18 protein-coding genes and 1 tRNA gene are annotated in these 17124 nt (G+C 44.2%); 16 read left to right on the top strand and 3 right to left on the bottom strand.

Annotated features, from left to right (window positions below; genetic code table 11):
* Window positions 1-4 precede the first annotated feature (4 nt).
* From cydB to AB4512_RS00745, 12 genes are all read left to right on the top strand, one after another.
* Window positions 5-1141, top strand: a complete 1137-nt coding sequence (cydB, locus tag AB4512_RS00800) for a cytochrome d ubiquinol oxidase subunit II (protein ID WP_017062076.1) — start codon at window positions 5-7, stop codon at window positions 1139-1141.
* A 31-nt stretch (window positions 1142-1172) separates the two neighbouring features.
* On the top strand, window positions 1173-1280 hold the full coding sequence (gene cydX, locus AB4512_RS00795; RefSeq protein WP_000270284.1) for a cytochrome bd-I oxidase subunit CydX: 108 nt from the start codon (window positions 1173-1175) through the stop codon (window positions 1278-1280).
* Entirely contained in the window at window positions 1273-1575 is a 303-nt protein-coding gene (gene ybgE, locus AB4512_RS00790) for a cyd operon protein YbgE (protein WP_017067532.1), read from the top strand. Before cydX ends, ybgE begins: the two co-directional genes overlap by 8 nt.
* Before the next feature lie 172 nt (window positions 1576-1747).
* Complete coding sequence (gene ybgC, locus AB4512_RS00785) at window positions 1748-2185, top strand: tol-pal system-associated acyl-CoA thioesterase (RefSeq protein WP_048616298.1); 438 nt, start codon at window positions 1748-1750, stop codon at window positions 2183-2185.
* Complete coding sequence (gene tolQ, locus AB4512_RS00780; RefSeq protein ID WP_017111033.1) at window positions 2175-2858, top strand: protein TolQ; 684 nt, start codon at window positions 2175-2177, stop codon at window positions 2856-2858. The genes ybgC and tolQ overlap by 11 nt, the downstream gene beginning before the upstream one ends.
* A gap of 3 nt (window positions 2859-2861) precedes the next feature.
* Window positions 2862-3305 (top strand): protein TolR, encoded by a 444-nt coding sequence (tolR, locus tag AB4512_RS00775; protein ID WP_017062072.1) that lies wholly within the window; start codon window positions 2862-2864, stop codon window positions 3303-3305.
* Window positions 3306-3318: 13 nt separating this feature from the next.
* Complete coding sequence (gene tolA / locus AB4512_RS00770) at window positions 3319-4386, top strand: cell envelope integrity protein TolA (protein WP_017062071.1); 1068 nt, start codon at window positions 3319-3321, stop codon at window positions 4384-4386.
* Between the two features lie 12 nt (window positions 4387-4398).
* Entirely contained in the window at window positions 4399-5751 is a 1353-nt protein-coding gene (gene tolB, locus AB4512_RS00765) for a Tol-Pal system beta propeller repeat protein TolB (protein ID WP_017062070.1), read from the top strand.
* Between the two features lie 113 nt (window positions 5752-5864).
* Entirely contained in the window at window positions 5865-6407 is a 543-nt protein-coding gene (gene pal, locus AB4512_RS00760; protein WP_017062069.1) for a peptidoglycan-associated lipoprotein Pal, read from the top strand.
* Between the two features lie 33 nt (window positions 6408-6440).
* Window positions 6441-7223: a tol-pal system protein YbgF gene (ybgF, locus tag AB4512_RS00755; RefSeq protein ID WP_017072257.1), complete on the top strand. Its 783-nt coding sequence runs from the start codon at window positions 6441-6443 to the stop codon at window positions 7221-7223.
* A 209-nt stretch (window positions 7224-7432) separates the two neighbouring features.
* A complete protein-coding gene (nadA, locus tag AB4512_RS00750; protein ID WP_017062067.1) occupies window positions 7433-8494 on the top strand; it encodes a quinolinate synthase NadA in 1062 nt (353 codons plus the stop codon).
* 175 nt (window positions 8495-8669) lie between these two features.
* Entirely contained in the window at window positions 8670-9701 is a 1032-nt protein-coding gene (locus AB4512_RS00745) for a potassium channel family protein (protein WP_017063519.1), read from the top strand.
* A gap of 75 nt (window positions 9702-9776) precedes the next feature.
* Here AB4512_RS00745 and AB4512_RS00740 read toward each other — a convergent pair whose 3' ends face one another.
* Window positions 9777-10346 (bottom strand): UPF0149 family protein, encoded by a 570-nt coding sequence (locus AB4512_RS00740; protein ID WP_372174150.1) that lies wholly within the window; start codon window positions 10344-10346, stop codon window positions 9777-9779.
* Between the two features lie 171 nt (window positions 10347-10517).
* Here AB4512_RS00740 and AB4512_RS00735 point away from each other — a divergent pair, with 171 nt between their 5' ends.
* The 4 genes from AB4512_RS00735 (at window position 10518) to gltS (ending at window position 15398) form a co-directional block, all read left to right on the top strand.
* Window positions 10518-12971, top strand: coding sequence for an ATP-binding protein (locus AB4512_RS00735; protein WP_372174148.1), 2454 nt, complete (start codon window positions 10518-10520; stop codon window positions 12969-12971).
* A 248-nt stretch (window positions 12972-13219) separates the two neighbouring features.
* Window positions 13220-13669, top strand: a complete 450-nt coding sequence (locus tag AB4512_RS00730) for an L-alanine exporter AlaE (RefSeq protein WP_372110720.1) — start codon at window positions 13220-13222, stop codon at window positions 13667-13669.
* A gap of 169 nt (window positions 13670-13838) precedes the next feature.
* Window positions 13839-13929 (top strand) — tRNA-Ser (locus AB4512_RS00725).
* A gap of 254 nt (window positions 13930-14183) precedes the next feature.
* On the top strand, window positions 14184-15398 hold the full coding sequence (gene gltS, locus AB4512_RS00720; protein WP_017062061.1) for a sodium/glutamate symporter: 1215 nt from the start codon (window positions 14184-14186) through the stop codon (window positions 15396-15398).
* A gap of 64 nt (window positions 15399-15462) precedes the next feature.
* Here gltS and AB4512_RS00715 read toward each other — a convergent pair whose 3' ends face one another.
* Window positions 15463-16215: a DeoR/GlpR family DNA-binding transcription regulator gene (locus AB4512_RS00715; protein ID WP_052879051.1), complete on the bottom strand. Its 753-nt coding sequence runs from the start codon at window positions 16213-16215 to the stop codon at window positions 15463-15465.
* Window positions 16216-16224: 9 nt separating this feature from the next.
* Window positions 16225-16929 carry a glycerophosphodiester phosphodiesterase family protein gene (locus AB4512_RS00710; RefSeq protein ID WP_065585136.1) on the bottom strand — a complete coding sequence of 235 codons (705 nt, stop codon included), beginning with the start codon at window positions 16927-16929 and terminating at the stop codon, window positions 16225-16227.
* Window positions 16930-17124 lie beyond the last annotated feature (195 nt).

Here is a 17124-nt window from a genome sequence, read left to right as displayed (position 1 = left end):
TATTATGTTTGATTACGAAAGCTTACGACTTATTTGGTGGGTATTGATCGGTGTTCTACTGGTTGGTTTCGCCGTAACTGATGGCTTTGATATGGGTGTTGCCGCTCTGTCACCTGTTATCGGTAAGAGCGACACTGAACGTCGTATTATGCTAAACACGATTGCCCCTCACTGGGATGGTAACCAAGTTTGGCTTATCACTGCGGGTGGTGCATTGTTTGCTGCATGGCCACTGGTTTACGCGACGTCTTTCTCTGGTTTTTACTTCGCAATGTACGTAACGCTAGCTGCACTTTGGTTACGTCCACTTGCTCTTGACTACCGTTCAAAGATCGAAGATCCAAAATGGCGCAAAACTTGGGACTACGCACTTTGCTTTAGTGGCGCAGTACCACCAATCATTTTCGGTGTGGCATTTGGTAACCTACTACAAGGTGTTCCATTTGAACTGAACGAATTTATGATGTCTAAGTACCATGGTACGTTCTTCGCTCTGCTTAACCCATTTGCATTGCTTTGTGGTGTGTTGGCTCTGATGTTGTTCGTGATGCAAGGTGCAACATGGCTTCAAATGAAGACAACAGAAGCGCTGCACGCTCGTGCTCGTAACGTTGCTCAGATCACTGGCCTAATTGCTATTGCTCTATTCGTTATTGGTGGTTTCTGGGTTCAATCTATCGAAGGCTATGTAATTACGAGCACTATCGATACGTTTGCTGACTCAAACCCACTAAACAAAGAAGTATCACTTCAAGTGGGTGCTTGGATGACAAACTTCGAAACTTATCCAGCAATGTGGGCTGCGCCGATCCTTGGTGTAGCAATGCCACTGCTTGCTGTGATTGCATCTCGCTTTGAGCGTGGTGGTTTCGCATTCTTGTTCTCAAGCCTATCGAACGCTGGTGTTATTCTAACGGCTGGTTTTGCAATGTTCCCATTCGTAATGCCATCAAGCCTGAACCCTAACCAAAGCTTGACTATGTGGGATTCAACAGCGAGTGAGCTAACGCTTGGTCTTATGACTGTCGTTGCGGCGGTAATGGTTCCTGTGATTCTTGGCTACACAACTTGGACATACTACAAAATGTTCGGTCGTCTAGATAAGAAACACATCGAAGATAACGACGTTTCAGCTTACTAAGCTAGAAGTTAAATAACTTAGGAGAAATTTTATGTGGTATTTCGCATGGATTTTGGGTGTACTTCTAGCATGTGCATTCGGCATCATCAATGCTCTATGGCTAGAGCATTCAGAAATGATGGACAAAGACAGTGAGTAATCTCGCAGAGCAAATCGCTAAGCTGCATCAACCAATGGATAAGACTCTGCTTAGAGCCTTATCCCTAGTATTGGGTTTCATGCATGTGGGTTTAGTGATGTGGGATCCTGAAGCGTATGCGACAAGCATCGGTGGCTTTAACGCGATCATCGGGCCAATGTTCATTTGGGCAGTATGCTCAAGCATGGTTTACGGTATCGGATTTAAGCCAAGAGCTTGGATGTGGCAGCTACTGTTTAGCCCATATGTTTCACTCACAATTTTGCTCTACCTAACGACGCTGCGCCTTCTATAAAAGGCAAAGGATTTAGGTTCATAACAACGTGAGCCTTTATACTTGTTGGGTTTTTAGCCAAAAAGAGGTCATCTTATACAGATGGCCTTTTTTTTCGTCTCTCAAATCAAAAAATTCACAGCGATATACTATTAATGATAAGGAGTTAGGTTATAGTGAGATCTTTATCGTTTTGGATTGTGGTAGCAAATTGCAGGGATTATCTAAGCCATTTACGTGGCCAGTGACTGTGTATTACGAAGACACCGATGCGGGTGGCGTTGTATACCATTCAAACTATCTTAAGTTTTTCGAACGCGCTCGAACTGAGATGTTGCGCTCAATTGGCGTTTCTCAGCAAGTATTGTTAGAACAAAACATCGGTTTTGTAGTCCGACATATGGACATTGATTTTATTCAAGGCGCGCGTCTTGATGATTCTTTACAAGTCATTACAAATATTTACGAGTTGAAGCGAGCTACCTTGGTCTTCTGTCAAGAGATCGTAAATCCTGATGGCAAGGCATTGTGTAAAGCAATGGTTAAGGTAGCATGTATCGATAATCAAAAAATGAAACCCAAAGCAATGCCAACATTTATTCTCACGGAGCTAACGAATAGTGACTGCTGAAATCTCAATCTTAGGCCTAATTTTAGAAGCTAGTTTACTAGTTAAGATGGTCATGCTGATTCTTATGGGCATGTCTGTTGTTTCTTGGGCGATGATCATAAAAAGAAGTAAAGTGTTATCTCAAGCTTCTAAACAAACAGAAGTGTTTGAAGACAAATTTTGGTCAGGCGTTGATCTTGCAAAACTGTACCAAGAGAGCAACAAACGCAAAGACGAGCTTTCTGGTACTGAAGAAATTTTCTACGCAGGCTTTACTGAGTTCGCTCGCCTTCGTAAATCGAATGCAACATCACCTGACTTCATTATGGAAGGCACTGGCCGTGCGATGCGCGTTGCCGTTGCTCGTGAGGTTGATGAACTAGAAACTAACTTACCTTTCTTGGCGACCGTTGGCTCTATCAGCCCATACATCGGCCTATTTGGTACGGTTTGGGGCATCATGCACTCATTCATCGCATTAGGTGAAGTGAAGCAAGCGACGCTCGCAATGGTTGCTCCTGGTATTGCAGAAGCACTGATCGCAACAGCAATGGGTCTATTCGCTGCGATTCCAGCGGTAATGGCGTACAACCGCTTCAGCAGCCGAGTAGGCAAGCTAGAACACAACTACGCGACTTTCTCTGAAGAGTTTCACAGTATTCTTCACCGTCAAGCGATGGCTGGCAGGGAATAATAGATGGCTGGATACCAACCTAAAAAACGCAAAATGACAGCAGAGATTAACGTTGTACCTTACATCGACGTTATGCTTGTTTTGCTGATCATTTTTATGGTGACTTCGCCGTTTGTTACTCAAGGCGTTGACGTTGAATTGCCTCAGGCTTCAACGGCTAAATCGGCACAAGACCTACTGGGTGACGACAATGCAAGTTTCATCATCGTTGAAGTGAACAAAGACGGTGAACTTGGCTTGAGCGTTAATGACGAAGAAGTACAGCGTGGCTTATCAATGGAAGATATTATCGTCCGTGTGAAAGCCGAGTTGTCTCTGAAGCCAAACTCTCCAGTGGCGGTTGGTGGTGATGCCGCAACGCCATACGCTGAAGTGGTTTTATTACTTGATGAATTAAGCCGTGCAGGTGTGCCAAAGGTTGGCCTTTTAACGGATATAAGGGAATAGCTCCGTAGCATTCATGAAAGCGAATAATAAAAAATCCAATAATTTCAGATCACCGCTTCTTATTTCTCTTGGGCTGCACGTCATTTTATTCGTTGCGCTCATTTGGGGGGCGGATTTCACGATGTCAGAGCCAAAGCCTACAGGGCAGATGGTTCAAGCAGTGGTGATTGATCCTCAGTTGGTTCGCCAGCAAGCTCAACAGATTCGTCAACAAAGAGAAGCGGCAAGCAAGAAAGAGCAAGAGCGTCTTGACAAACTAAGACGTGAAAGCGAACGACTTGAAAAGAATCGTAAAGCTGAAGAAGAAAATATTCGCAAGCTAAAAGAACAGCAAGCGAAAGAAGCTAAAGCAACTCGTGAAGCTGAAAAGCGTCGAGTTGAGAAAGAGAAACAACGCAAAGCTGAAGAAGCGCGTTTACAGCAAGAGCAAAAGAAAGCCGCTAAAGCCGAAGCTGACCGTAAGCTAAAAGAAGCTGCGTTAGTGAAAGCCGAGAACGAGCGTAAAGCCAAAGAAGCGGCAATCGCAAAAGCTGAACAAGAACGCGTGGCAAAAGAAAAAGCAGCGAAAGAGGCAGCAGACAAAGCTCGTAAAGAGAAAGAAGCCGCTGAACTCGCGGAAAAGCAACGCATAGCGAAAGAGAAAGAAGCGGCAGCCGCAGCAGAGAAAGCCCGTAAGGCAAAAGAAGCTGCAGCAAAAGCAGAAAAAGAGCGTAAACAACAAGAAGCCGCATTGAACGATATCTTTGCTGGGCTTGAAACGGAAGCGACTCAAAACTCTTCAGCAAGACAACAATTTATCACTGATGAAGCGCAACGTTACGGGGCTATCTATACCCAACTGATTCAACAGAACCTGTTGTTAGAAGACAGCTATCGAGGACGCTCATGTCGAGTGAACCTTAAGCTGATTCCAACGGGCTCTAACGCGATATTGGGTAGTTTGAGTATCTTAGATGGCGATAGCCGTTTATGTGCAGCAACCAAGCGTGCGGTGGCACAAGTACAATCTTACCCGTTGCCTAAAGACCCAGACATTGTGAACTCACTGAAAGACATTAACTTAACTGTATCACCAGAGTAAAAGGACGAACTTGTGTTAAAGAAACTATTACTGAGTTTTGTTTTCTTAATAGCTACAAGCAGCCAGTTTGCACATGCAGCGCTGGAGCTGGTTATTACAGACGGTATTAACTCTGCAAGACCTATCGCTATTGTACCTTTCCGTTGGGAAGGCTCAGAGCCATTGCCACACGATGTATCAGCGGTTATCGCTTCTGACTTACAGCGCAGTGGTAAATTCAGCCCAGTTGCGACAAGCAAAATGCCTCAAACGCCTTACAGCGAAACTGAGGTTAACTTTGATGCTTGGACTAACCTAGGTGTTGACTCATTGCTTACCGGTAGTATCACTAAAAATGCCGAAGGGCAGTATGTGGTGAATTACCAATTGATCGACATTGTTCGTGGTCAACTGACCAAAGGACAAAGTCGTGCGCTGAGTGATGAAGGCCAATTAGTGCTTTCTAAAGATCACGTTCTATTCAATAAGAAGGCTACGGTTCCTGGTAATCGCTTGAGAGAGTACGCACACCGTATCTCAGACCTAGTGTATGAAGAGCTAACTGGTGAGAAAGGCGCGTTCTTAACTCGTATCTCTTACGTGGTAGTGAACGATAAAGACAAGTACCCGTATCAACTTCGTGTTGCTGACTACGATGGCTTTAACGAGCGTTTAGTACTTCGTTCTAAGCAGCCTCTCATGTCTCCAGCATGGTCACCAGACGGCAAAAAGCTAGCTTATGTGAGCTTCCAGAATGGCCAAGCTGAAATATTCATCATGAATATTTACACGGGTGAACGTGAGAAAGTGACGTCATACCCTCGTCACAATGGTGCGCCAAGATTCTCGCCAGATGGTAAAACATTGGCATTGGTATTGTCGAAAACGGGCAGCCTTCAGGTGTACACACTTGACCTTGCTAGCCGTAAGCTGACTCAAATTACCCGCGGCCGTTCGAATAATACTGAACCATTCTGGCACCCAGATGGCAAGTCTCTTATTTTCACATCGGATCGTGGTGGTAAACCACAGATTTATAATGTAAATTTGTCCAATAATTCGACTTCTCGTATTACTTGGCAAGGTAGCCAAAACTTAGGTGGCCAGATCACTCCTGATGGTCGATTCATGATCATGGTGAATCGCAGCAACTCAGGTTTTAACTTGGCTAAGCAAGATTTGGAAACCGGTGCGGTTCAGGTACTAACAAAAACATTGTTAGATGAGTCTCCAAGTATTGCACCGAATGGAGGTATGGTTATCTATAGCTCTATTTACAACAAAACAAATGTACTATCGATGGTTTCTATCGATGGACGTTTTAAAGCTAGATTACCGGCAACTAACGGACGCGTAAGAGCGCCTGCATGGTCACCGTTCCTCTAGGGAAAATTACATATTCTTTTAGCTATTGATAGTGTTAACTATTGTGGCATTTAACTATCTATAGCACTCTTAGTCGCTGTAGAAACTAAGTTTGATAACGTAAGGAAAAAAAGATGCAACTTAACAAAGTTCTTAAAGGCTTGATGATTGCACTACCAGTGATGGCAGTAACGGCATGTAGCTCAACTGATGAAGCAACATCTGCAACATCTGGTACTGAAAGCAACCAAACAACTTCAGGTTCAGAAGGCAATGTAGACACAACTGTTGTAACGCCAATTGACGCTAACGGTCAACTGTCTGAGCAAGAGCTTAAAGAGCAAGCGCTACGTGAAACTCAAACAATCTACTTCGCATTCGATAACTCTACTATCGCTGGCGATTACGAAGAAATGCTAGCAGCTCACGCAGCATACCTAGTTAAGAACGTTGACATGAACGTTACTATCGAAGGTCACGCTGATGAGCGCGGTACTCCTGAGTACAACATCGCACTTGGCGAGCGTCGTGCACAAGCTGTAGCGAAATACCTACAAGCTCTAGGTGTTCAAGCTGACCAAATCTCTATCGTAAGCTACGGTGAAGAGAAGCCACTTCTTCTAGGTCAATCTGAAGATGTGTACGCTAAAAACCGTCGCGCAGTACTAGTTTACTAATTTTAGTAGACTATATAATTGAGGAATTGCCTCATGTTCAGTAACACAAAGCGAGTCATTTTGCTTTCGTTACTGGCAAGTGCAGCGAACACCGCGTTCGCTGCACCAGCTCCAGTATCCGATCTCAATAGCACCGCAACCAATTCATCATCTTCCTCTCGATCAGCATCTAACGAATCAGATATTGAGCGTTTAGAGCGCCTGCTTCAAAATCGCAATCTCGTTCAGCTTCAAATGCAACAGCAAATCGACGACATGGCACTGGAGATCAGTGAACTTCGTGGTGAGCTGGAACGAAACAGCTACGATATGAAGCAAATGCTAGAGCGTCAGCGTGAACTGTTCATTGAACTGGATCGCGTAAGAGGCGAGGTGAAAGCAGCAGGAACAGCAACGGTAGCAGTGGCGGCGAGCGAAGGCTCTAAAGACGCTTCTGGTACGTTCAGTACTGATGTGGATGAGCAAACTGCTTATCAAAATGCTGTAGATATGATTCTAAAGCAACGAGACTACACGGGTGCTATCGCTGCATTCCAAAAGTTTCAAAAAGACTTCCCAGATTCTACCTTCACACCTAACTCACATTACTGGTTAGGTCAGCTTTATTTCGCTAAGAAGCAAGATAAAGAAGCCGTGAAGAGCTTCGCTGCTGTTGTGTCGTACAAAGACTCAAACAAGCGAGCAGATGCACTGGTTAAGCTTGGTGACATAGCAGCGCGCAACAACAACGCGACGCAAGCTAAGAAATATTACCAACAAGTCGTAACCGAGCACCCAAACAGTGCTTCGGCTAAAGTGGCCAAAACCCACTTATAACCAAAATAGGGGTGCTTAGGCGCCTCTTTTTTATACCTGTTCACTTCCGTTTAGTGTTTACTTCTCTTGCTAGTGATGACAACACATCGCCTTGTTTATGCGTTTTAAGCATTAGCTAGTCACCGCTTGCAACCAATCCTTTTTGATCCCAATCGCTGTCCTGTGTAGAATACTCGGATTCTCGGAAGAAGTTGCGTAGAGCAAGAGCAATGAGTCATATACTAGATAAAATCGATACAGTTTACCCGTTTCCGCCTAAGCCAGTTCCATTGAGCGACGCTCAGAAACAGGCCCACATCGCAAACATCAAAAAACTACTTCAAGAAAAAGATGCAGTTCTAATTGCACACTACTACACCGATCCTGAAATTCAGGCTCTGGCAGAAGAAACTGGTGGTTTCGTTGGCGATTCATTAGAGATGGCTAAGTTCGGTAACCGTCACTCAGCAAGCACTTTGATCATCGCTGGTGTTCGTTTCATGGGTGAGTCTGCAAAGATTCTTACTCCTGAAAAACGCATTTTAATGCCAACACTTGAAGCTGAATGTTCGCTTGATCTTGGCTGCCCAGCTGACAAATTTACAGAATTTTGTGATGCTCACCCTGACCACACTGTGGTTGTATACGCGAACACCTCTGCAGCTGTTAAAGCTCGTGCAGACTGGGTAGTTACGTCGAGCATCGCTTTAGAAATCGTTGAAAGCCTAGACGCTGAAGGCAAACCCATTATTTGGGGGCCAGACCGTCACCTAGGTTCTTACATCGCAAATCAAACTGGCGCTGACATGTTGCTTTGGCAAGGTGAGTGTATCGTTCATGATGAGTTCTCAGCTGATGCTTTGAAGAAAATGAAATCGGTATACCCAGAAGCGGCTATCTTGGTTCACCCAGAATCACCAGCAAGCGTGGTTGAACTGGCTGATGCTGTAGGCTCAACAAGCCAACTGATCAAGAAAGCAAAAGAGCTGCCTCATCCACAGATGATTGTTGCGACAGACAAAGGCATCTTCTTCAAGATGCAGCAATTGGTTCCTGAAAAAGAGCTGATTGAAGCGCCGACAGCGGGTGCTGGTGCAACGTGTCGTAGCTGCGCACACTGTCCTTGGATGGCAATGAACGGCCTTGAAGCGATTGAAAACGCGCTTGAGAATGGTGGTGAGCAACACGAAATCTTCGTTTCTGACGAATTACGCGTGAAGTCTCTTATTCCATTGAACCGCATGCTAGATTTTGCAGAGCAGTTAAATGTGCAGGTAAAAGGTAACGCGTAAGTCGTTCTTTTATCTAACCAATAAAAAAACCAGCCAATAGTGCTGGTTTTTTTGTATCTGCGTATAGGCCGCCAATATCAATCTTGTGGTCATGTATCTTTTTCTGATGATACATCTTGTTGATATCGCGTATTTTTTCTAGCATGTAAGTAAGAGGAAAAGATTAGAGGCTCGAATGATAATCTGGTTACAACTCAAACGCTGGATCAAAGCAAACATCTTTGTTTTGAATGGCAAAAACTTACTGTTCACTTTTCTTGGCTACATCGCTTTATCGTGGTCGATGCTGTATTTGGCGGGTGAAACAGATTTAACCAGTTCGGTTACCGTATTCGCTTACTACTTGGTGGTGACGGCTTCTACGGTTGGTTATGGTGATTTATCACCGACCACGGTAGCGGGGCAGTGGATCGTTATTCTATTTGTGATTCCAGGCGGGTTGAGCCTTTTTGCCGCGTTGCTCGGTAAAGTGGCGACAGAAGGTGTTGAATATTGGCGAGCGGGCTTGCTAGGAAAAAGGAGAGTTAGAGTGGACAACCACATTTTGATGTTGGGGTGGAATGAGCAAAGAACCATTCATCTCATCCGCATGCTACAACACGAAGAAACGGGTAAACGACCAATCGTGCTATGTACGCGTTCAGATATCGAGAACCCGTTACCCGGTGAAATCAATTTCGTCAAAGTAAACAGCTACACCGATGGCAAAGAGATGGAGAAAACGGGCATTGAGTCTGCAAGTTGCATCCTGATTGATAACCCAGAAGACGACATTACGTTATCTGCGGCGCTTTACTGTGCCAACCGAAACCCTAAAGCGCACCTTCTTGTTTACTTTAAAGATGAAGCGCTGAGCGATTTGTTACACAAGCATTGCCCTAACTCAGAATGTATTCCAGCGGTGGGTGCTGAGATGCTAGCAAAGGCTGCGGTAGACCCAGGTTCCAGTGCGCTTCACCAAGAATTATTGAGCTCAACAAGAGGCATGACACAGTATTCAACGTATTTCCCTGAAGACGCTGAGTCTGTCACCGTCGCGCCTATTTTCTCAGTGTTTAAAGAGAAGTATCAAGCAACTCTGATCGCCATTGATACGGGGAGCGGTATTGAACTCAACCCAGAGTTAGATCAAGTGGTCAGCAGTGGCACTAAGCTGTTTTATATTGCTGATGAGCGAATTGATGACTTCGATTGGAAAGGCTTCTAAAGCGACTATTTTATTTCGTCTGAAAACTAAAAAAGGCCTCATAATGAGGCCTTTTGGCTTGTATAAAGCTAACTGTTATTGAGCTTCAGCCAGTGCAATGCCACGCTGCGTTAGTCCGCAAAGCATCACAGGAACAGCGTTAAAGATCTCTTCGAACTGCTCTAGGCCTTCGATGCCTTGCTCTGCAAGCGTAGCAATTGACGTTTCTGGATCGTAAAGCATGCTCAGTGACAGCAGGACACCGCCAACGAGTGCGTTATCTTCGCTATCTTCAGGCATTAGTGTTTCCCAATCGTCGCGAGCAATCTGCCAGCCTTGAAGTAAGCCTTCACAAAAATCACGAGCGGCAGTGTTCACCACTTCTTCGTCGTCTAATTGACAAGCTTCAGGCCAAACCCAAGTCCCTTCAATCAGTTCAGGGCGGGTTTTATTCCAAAGCTCGATGATAACTTCAATGTAGCTTTCTAGCTGTTCACCATCCGTAAAAGGTGCGACTTCTTCGCCACCCCATAAGAACGGTAGCCACTCATGCGGGGTTAACACATTCGGTGCCGCTGCCATTGCAGTGACAAAGCCCATTGTTTTGTGTTCTGTGATTAGCTTTCCTTCCAACTCTGGAAGCGCAAGAATATCTTGTAAAGTCAAAGTGAGGTACCGTAAAAGGGAACATATTTGCGCTTATAGTACCAATGAACTTGTGCCAATCAAGCTTCAATCTAAAAAGGCTTGATGTCATGGATGATAAACACTAGGTTTAACAGAAAAGAAAACAATAAAAGAATTATGCAGATACGGTCGTCTTTAAAGAAAAAAAGCATGGTAGCGCTTGGATTATACCTTGCGATGTTTATTGCCATTGTCGGTAGTGTGACGTATTACGTCGTAGAATCCCCTGTGCGCGCCAAATTACAACAAAATCTCGACTTGCGTACGCAATTGTTATCCGCATTGATTACAGAGCCACTCAGCAGCTCTCAAGGCTTTGTAGACAGTCTCGTTGGGTTTGCTCAAGCACATCGAAATGGTGATGATGTTATTCCGCTATTTAAGTCCATGTTGGCGGCGAGCGACGATACAATTGTCAGTGCCGGTATTTGGCCTGAACCTTATGCGCTCGATTCTAAAAAGCTTCTCAACAGTTACTTTTTTAATAAAGCCGACGATGGAAGAATCGATCAGATATATTCTTACAACAACCCCAAAAATGCCCCTTATCAAGAAGAGTATTGGTACACCTCTGTCGTCAACCAAAAACAAGGAACGATCTCTTGGAGCGATGTGTATATCGACCCATACACACACGTTCGAATGATTACGGCGTCTTCCCCTTATTATTACGACGGTACTTTTGCCGGTGTTGCCACGGTGGATCTCTCGCTCGAAGAGCTGCTTGGTTTTATCAAGAACCACGCCGAAGAATACAACCTTGGCATTACGCTCAGAGATAAGCTTAACCAAGTGTTGGTTTCGCATAACTTTAATCTCGTTGAAGGCATTTACATCAGTAGCAATCAATTTGGTGATTTCGGCTGGCAAGTGGATGTGGTGAACTCCAAATCACGAGTAGAAGACGAAGTGTTTCGTCAGGTGATGAGCATTGAAGGCGGTATTGTTCCGCTATTGCTACTTTGTGTCATGGCGGGGTATTACTTATTGAACCGTTATTTGATTAGTCCAATCACAAGGATTGCAGCACAGGTTGATAGCTCGAAAGCCGGCGAAATCATTGATGTGGATTACTCGAGTGATGACGAAATCGGCCATTTGATTAAAACCTTCAACGAAAAGACCATTTATCTCGAAGCGGAAAAGGTTAAAGCTCAGGCATCCACCAATGCAAAAACCGCTTTCCTTGCGACCTTGTCACATGAAATTCGCACTCCGATGAATGGGGTATTGGGTACCGCTCAAATCCTATTAAAAACGCCTCTAAATTCTGAACAAGAGAAGCATCTTAAGAGCTTGTATGAGTCCGGCGATCATATGATGACTCTACTCAACGAGATCTTAGACTTCTCGAAGATCGAGCAGGGCAGGTTGGATCTTGATGAAACGCGTTTCCCGCTTGATTCGATCATCGGCAGTATTAACAGTGTTTACTACACATTGTCTTCCGAGAAAGGGCTTCAATTCAAAGTGTACTCTGAGGTGACTTCGGGTCGTTGGTACTTCTCAGATAAAGCTCGCCTTCGCCAAATTTTGTTTAATCTATTGAACAACGCGGTGAAGTTCACCTCCAGAGGCTTTGTTGAGGTGTACCTGAAAGAAGTTGTAGAGGGGAGTGACACCTATCTGAGCATTCGAGTTCGTGATACCGGAATTGGTATTTCTAAAGAAGCTCAGAAGCGTATTTTTAAACCGTTTGAACAAGCGGAGTCTTCGACCACAAGGCGTTTTGGCGGTACTGGCCTTGGCCTCGCGATTGTGAAGAAAATTGCCCAGTTGATGGATGGCAGTATTACTGTCACCAGTGAAGAAGGGATAGGCACGAGTTTTGATGTTCGCTTGAAGATTCAGCCATGTCAGCCAGGAGAAATCGAGAGTTTGCCACATAAGAAGTTGGACTACTCTGGCTTAAAGGTACTGATCGTCGAGGACAACCGAACTAACACGGTGATCATTGAAGCCTTCATGAGCAGTAAAGGCTTTACCTGTAAGAGCGTCGAAAACGGTGAACTTGCGATACAAGCCGTGGTTGCTGAGCGCTTTGATTTGGTGCTCATGGATAACCATATGCCTGTGATGGATGGCGTTGAATCAACCACTGCTATTCGTGCTTTGATAGGCGATGTGTCATCGGTATTGGTGTTTGGTTGTACGGCTGATGTCTTTAAAGAGACTCGTGAGCGTATGTTGGGGGCAGGTGTGGATTATATTATTGCTAAGCCGATTGACGAGCGTGAACTGGATGATGCCTTGTTCCGCTATTCAAATAAGCTTTATCAATACCATGAAGTAAAAGCGGATGAGCTCGAAAGCCAAGACGTAAAACCACACGATTCGAAAAGTAAAAGCGAGTCACTGCCTAAACCTGATCTTCGCAACAAAGATAACACTGAAGAGCTGTTAGTGACGTTGTATGTGGCGCTAGAAGACAACAACCTAGAACTGATTCAATTTGCACTAGAGAGCCTACGTGTCCACGTTGAAGCTATGAACAACGCGGAACTTACTGAACAAGTCGATAAAGCGTTAGAGCAGGTTGCTTTAGGATCACCACCTACACAAGATGTCATTAATATCATTACTGTAAATCTACCTATGGCTTAAATGTTGTTTAATTACGGTAAGTAAATGACGAACTGTCCAATATTTGACCTTGGTTGGATTTTTTGGTGAAAGTGACTGCTTTTAAAGTGGTTTTTGGTTGTTAATTTACAACTTGATTTTTAATTTGGAGTGTATGACTACTAATCTTGTGATTTAATAGCGACATTATCTGGTGAGGTGCAAATGTGCCTTGTTTATATGTTACTAAATCACTAATTAAGCAGTGATATATTTTAGGTTTGTCGTCAATGAAGTCTCGTGGTCCATTTTGTATTCGAAACGCAGCTGCGGATACATTTGCTATGGTCGTTTTCTGTTTTATTTCTGGCATGATCGTAGAAGTGTTTATTTCTGGTATGACGTTTGAGCAATCTCTTGCTTCTCGAACGTTATCTATTCCTGTAAACATTGCTATCGCTTGGCCTTATGGCGTTTTTCGTGATTGGTTCTTACGCAATGGTGCAAAACTTTCAGAAAGCTCATTGATGAAAAACTTGTCTGATTTGATGGCATACGTGTTATTCCAGTCTCCAGTGTATGCGGGTATTTTGTTGGCAGTGGGTGCTTCAGGCGACCAGATCGTTACGGCTGTCACCAGTAATGCAGTTATCTCGTGCGGTATGGGCGTACTTTACGGCTACTTCCTCGATATGTGTCGTCAATGGTTTCGAGTTCCTGGCTACTATCAACAAGCTTAAGAAAAGCAACAAGCGTAAGAATGAAATTTGGTTTGTTTTTGATCTAATGAGTTAATTTGTAATCGAACAAACCGAAAAAGGCACTTTTTTTGAGAATGCCCCTTGACCAAAGCAAGCAGAATCAATAAAGTAGCGCCTCGTTGAGTGACATGCTCAACACACAATTTGTGGAAGGATGGCTGAGTGGCTTAAGGCGCTCGCCTGGAAAGCGAGTATACGTTTATAGCGTATCTGGGGTTCAAATCCCCATCCTTCCACCACTATTCAAAACCCTAGCAGAAATGCTGGGGTTTTCTCGTTTTAGAGCCTCTATATCCCACCTCATCTGTATACCTCCCTAATATCCGTTCCTTTAATCATTGCTTTATAGTTATAATCTCTATTAATACCGTCGCAGAATTAACCATATTAGGTGTTTTTATCATAGATAATCGCTTGATTTTTTGGCGTGAACCTAGATTATTAATAGTACGCAATATTATGAATAATCTAACTATTAGGAATCCATAACCTCATGACAGAAACCCTAGTTTCTCCAATGCTCTCTTTTACGATCGCGATTTCATTACTGTTTATCGGTAAAGGTTTGATCGAGCGATCTGAAGTATTAAGAAAGTATTCACTGCCAGAGCCTGTGATTGGTGGCTTTGTCTGCGCAGCGACCGTAGCGGCGCTTTACTATATTTTTGAAATCCAAATCACTTTTAGCCTAGATGTCAGAGACTTTTTGCTTCTCTACTTTTTTGCTGGCATCGGGCTCCAAGCGGATATTAAAACACTGATTAAAGGCGGGCGACCGTTGTTCATCCTACTGTGTCTTGCTGCCATTTTTATCGTGTTGCAAAACGTAGTCGGAATGGCAGTCGCTTCTGGCTTTGGAATGGATGCGAAAGCAGGCTTGCTATCTGGGTCTGTTAGCTTGATAGGCGGCGTAGGCACAACGTTAGCTTGGGCGCCAATGTTTGTGGAAGAGTTTGGTATTGCTAACGCGCTCGAACTTGGTGTCGCTTCAAACACGGTTGGTTTAATTGCAGCGTGTGTGATTGGTGGTCCGATTGCGAACTACCTGCTCAATAAACACAAAGTAAGCCCTTCTAATGAAGAAGAGGTTACGGTTGGTGCATTCCAAGAGAGTGAAACAAAAACAGAGCTTAGCCACTACGGCGTTCTGTGGGCGTGGTTGATTCTTAACTTAACACTAATGCTGGGTTACAGCTTGAGTGAAGTTATCGACTCTATGGGCCTAAAACTGCCGTTATTCGTTAGCTGTTTAATCGCTGGTATCTTAATCGGAAACGTCGGTCGTGCATTGTTTAAGAAGCGTCGTACACAAGAGAAAATCGCTCAAGGCCGAAAAGGCTTAGCGATGATCTCTGATATCTGCTTAGGCATGTTCTTAACCATGGCATTGATGGGGTTACGTATCTGGGACCTCGATGGACTGTTTGGCTATATCTCTGTTGTCATGAGTATCCAGATCTTACTTTCGCTGCTGTTTACTGTGTTTGTCGTTTATTACTTGATGGGAAGAAACTACGACTCTGTGGTGATATGTTCAGGCTTTGGTGGTATCACTCTAGGCTCGACCGCAACAGCAATTGTGAACATGACCGCAGTAACTCACCGCTATGGCGCAAGCCCACAAGCGTTCATTGTGGTGCCATTAGTGTGTGGTTTCTTTGTTGATTTGATTAATGCGCTAGTGATCAGTTTCTTTGTTGGTCTGTAGCGCTAATTAAGAGCAATTGTCTTAAGCAAAAAAAGCCTAGCTGTGATGCTAGGCTTTGTTGTATTCAAGTATGAGCATTCTCTTCTACTAAGTGTATGTTTAGCTCCGAAGGTAATTGGCTGCTATTGGTGTATATGCGGTCAAAGTCATTCAGTGACGCTACCTTTAGAGCGGCAAAGCGTCCCCATTTACTGGCATCCGCGACAAGCCAGCTTTCACGGCTGTTCTTTATGATTGATTTGGATAGGTCAGCCTCAACTTGCTCATGTTCCATAGCGAAATGACTGTCTGTTACTGAGCCACACCCACAGATGCCAATGTCAGCTTCAAAATCGGAAAAGAAGTGGACCACGCTACTGCCCACCATGTCTTGGTGTTCTCGTCTGAACAAACCACCGGCCAAATACACTTCAATTTGCTCGTTTGCTTCTAAGATACGGGCCACTTGTAGGTTATTGGTGATCACTCGTAACGCGGGCTTTGCCAACAAATACTGCGCAATTCGAGTGACGGTGGTACCAATGCCCATCATAACCGTTGAGCCTTCAGGTATCGCATCGGCAACCGCCATCGCAATACTGTCTTTTGTTTCTGACTCAACGCCAGCGCGGAATCGATAACTCGTGTTCGTGAGCGTAGTAGGTAGGCTCACGCCTCCGTGCACTCTACGCGCTAGACCTTGCTCACACAGGTGGTTTACGTCACGGCGAATGGTTTGAGTAGTGACAGAAAACAACTCGGCTAAGTGGTCAATCTGAATATCTTGGTTTGCTTTAAGCGTTGCGAGTATTTCTTTCTGGCGATGGTTCAGTTCCATAGAAGCCCACTAAAATTGGTTTGGTACGTCAGTGATGATGTTATCGACGCCAAGGTTAAAATATTTAGCCGCCAATTGTGGATCGTTCAGAGTCCATATTTTAAGAACTGCGCCTGAAGCTTTGATCGCTTTTGCTATTTTCTCATCAAGAATGCGGTGATCGATATGAATGCTGTAAAGATCAAGTGATTGAAGGGATTCTAGGCTGAAATCGTTCCACACTTCGCAGATAAAACCACGTTTAACCTCTGGCATCATCTGTTGGCAAAGACTTAGCGCCTCTTTTTTGAAGCTTGAGATGAGCAGTTTTTCAATAGGGAACTGCTTTTGCTCAATCAGTGCGATCACTGTTTCAACTAGAGGCTGAATAGCCTTATCGTCGTAAATTTTGATCTCAAGGTTCAGAGTTACATCAAGTTCTAGGCATTTGTCGAACGCTTCACTCAAAGTAGGAATCGTTGTCCCCGCGAATTCGCTACCAAACCAACTGCCAGCATCTAAGGTCTTGAGTGTGGTTAAGTTTAAATCGGCGATATTGCCCGTTCCGTTAGTACAACGATTGACTGTCTTGTCATGAAAAAGCATAGGGATGCCATCAGCGCTCAACTGGGTATCAATTTCAATCCATTTAGCACCAGCTTTCGCTGCTTGTTCAATACTCACTAACGTATTTTCAGGTGCTAAAGACGCGGCACCGCGGTGGCCTGTGATCATAATTCAATCTCGATGTTCATTTGAAAACTCAGGAAACAGTAGCTCTACTTTATTACAGATTTATTATCTATCCGCTATATCTACTTATTTTAAATGAGAGCTAGCTAAAAGGTGTTGTACAGAGTTTATACAATAGTGAGACCTTATACTCACAATGTTCAAGTCGGTAAGATTAATGTTCATATGAATGTAATA

The sequence above is a fragment of the Vibrio sp. 10N.222.52.B7 genome (genome assembly GCF_041474275.1).
Lineage (GTDB): Bacteria > Pseudomonadota > Gammaproteobacteria > Enterobacterales > Vibrionaceae > Vibrio > Vibrio crassostreae_C.
This window is presented reverse-complemented; position numbering and strand designations above follow the sequence as displayed.

Excerpts from the sequence above, each read along its gene's own strand:
- cydB (WP_017062076.1), top strand. The coding sequence starts at position 5 with ATGTTTGATTACGAAAGCTTACGACTTATTTGGTGGGTATTGATCGGT.
- cydX (WP_000270284.1), top strand. The coding sequence starts at position 1,173 with ATGTGGTATTTCGCATGGATTTTGGGTGTACTTCTAGCATGTGCATTC.
- tolR (WP_017062072.1), top strand. The coding sequence starts at position 2,862 with ATGGCTGGATACCAACCTAAAAAACGCAAAATGACAGCAGAGATTAAC.
- tolA (WP_017062071.1), top strand. The coding sequence starts at position 3,319 with ATGAAAGCGAATAATAAAAAATCCAATAATTTCAGATCACCGCTTCTT.
- pal (WP_017062069.1), top strand. The coding sequence starts at position 5,865 with ATGCAACTTAACAAAGTTCTTAAAGGCTTGATGATTGCACTACCAGTG.
- ybgF (WP_017072257.1), top strand. The coding sequence starts at position 6,441 with ATGTTCAGTAACACAAAGCGAGTCATTTTGCTTTCGTTACTGGCAAGT.
- nadA (WP_017062067.1), top strand. The coding sequence starts at position 7,433 with ATGAGTCATATACTAGATAAAATCGATACAGTTTACCCGTTTCCGCCT.
- AB4512_RS00745 (WP_017063519.1), top strand. The coding sequence starts at position 8,670 with ATGATAATCTGGTTACAACTCAAACGCTGGATCAAAGCAAACATCTTT.
- AB4512_RS00735 (WP_372174148.1), top strand. The coding sequence starts at position 10,518 with ATGGTAGCGCTTGGATTATACCTTGCGATGTTTATTGCCATTGTCGGT.
- AB4512_RS00730 (WP_372110720.1), top strand. The coding sequence starts at position 13,220 with ATGAAGTCTCGTGGTCCATTTTGTATTCGAAACGCAGCTGCGGATACA.
- gltS (WP_017062061.1), top strand. The coding sequence starts at position 14,184 with ATGACAGAAACCCTAGTTTCTCCAATGCTCTCTTTTACGATCGCGATT.
- AB4512_RS00715 (WP_052879051.1), bottom strand. The coding sequence starts at position 16,215 with ATGGAACTGAACCATCGCCAGAAAGAAATACTCGCAACGCTTAAAGCA.
- AB4512_RS00710 (WP_065585136.1), bottom strand. The coding sequence starts at position 16,929 with ATGATCACAGGCCACCGCGGTGCCGCGTCTTTAGCACCTGAAAATACG.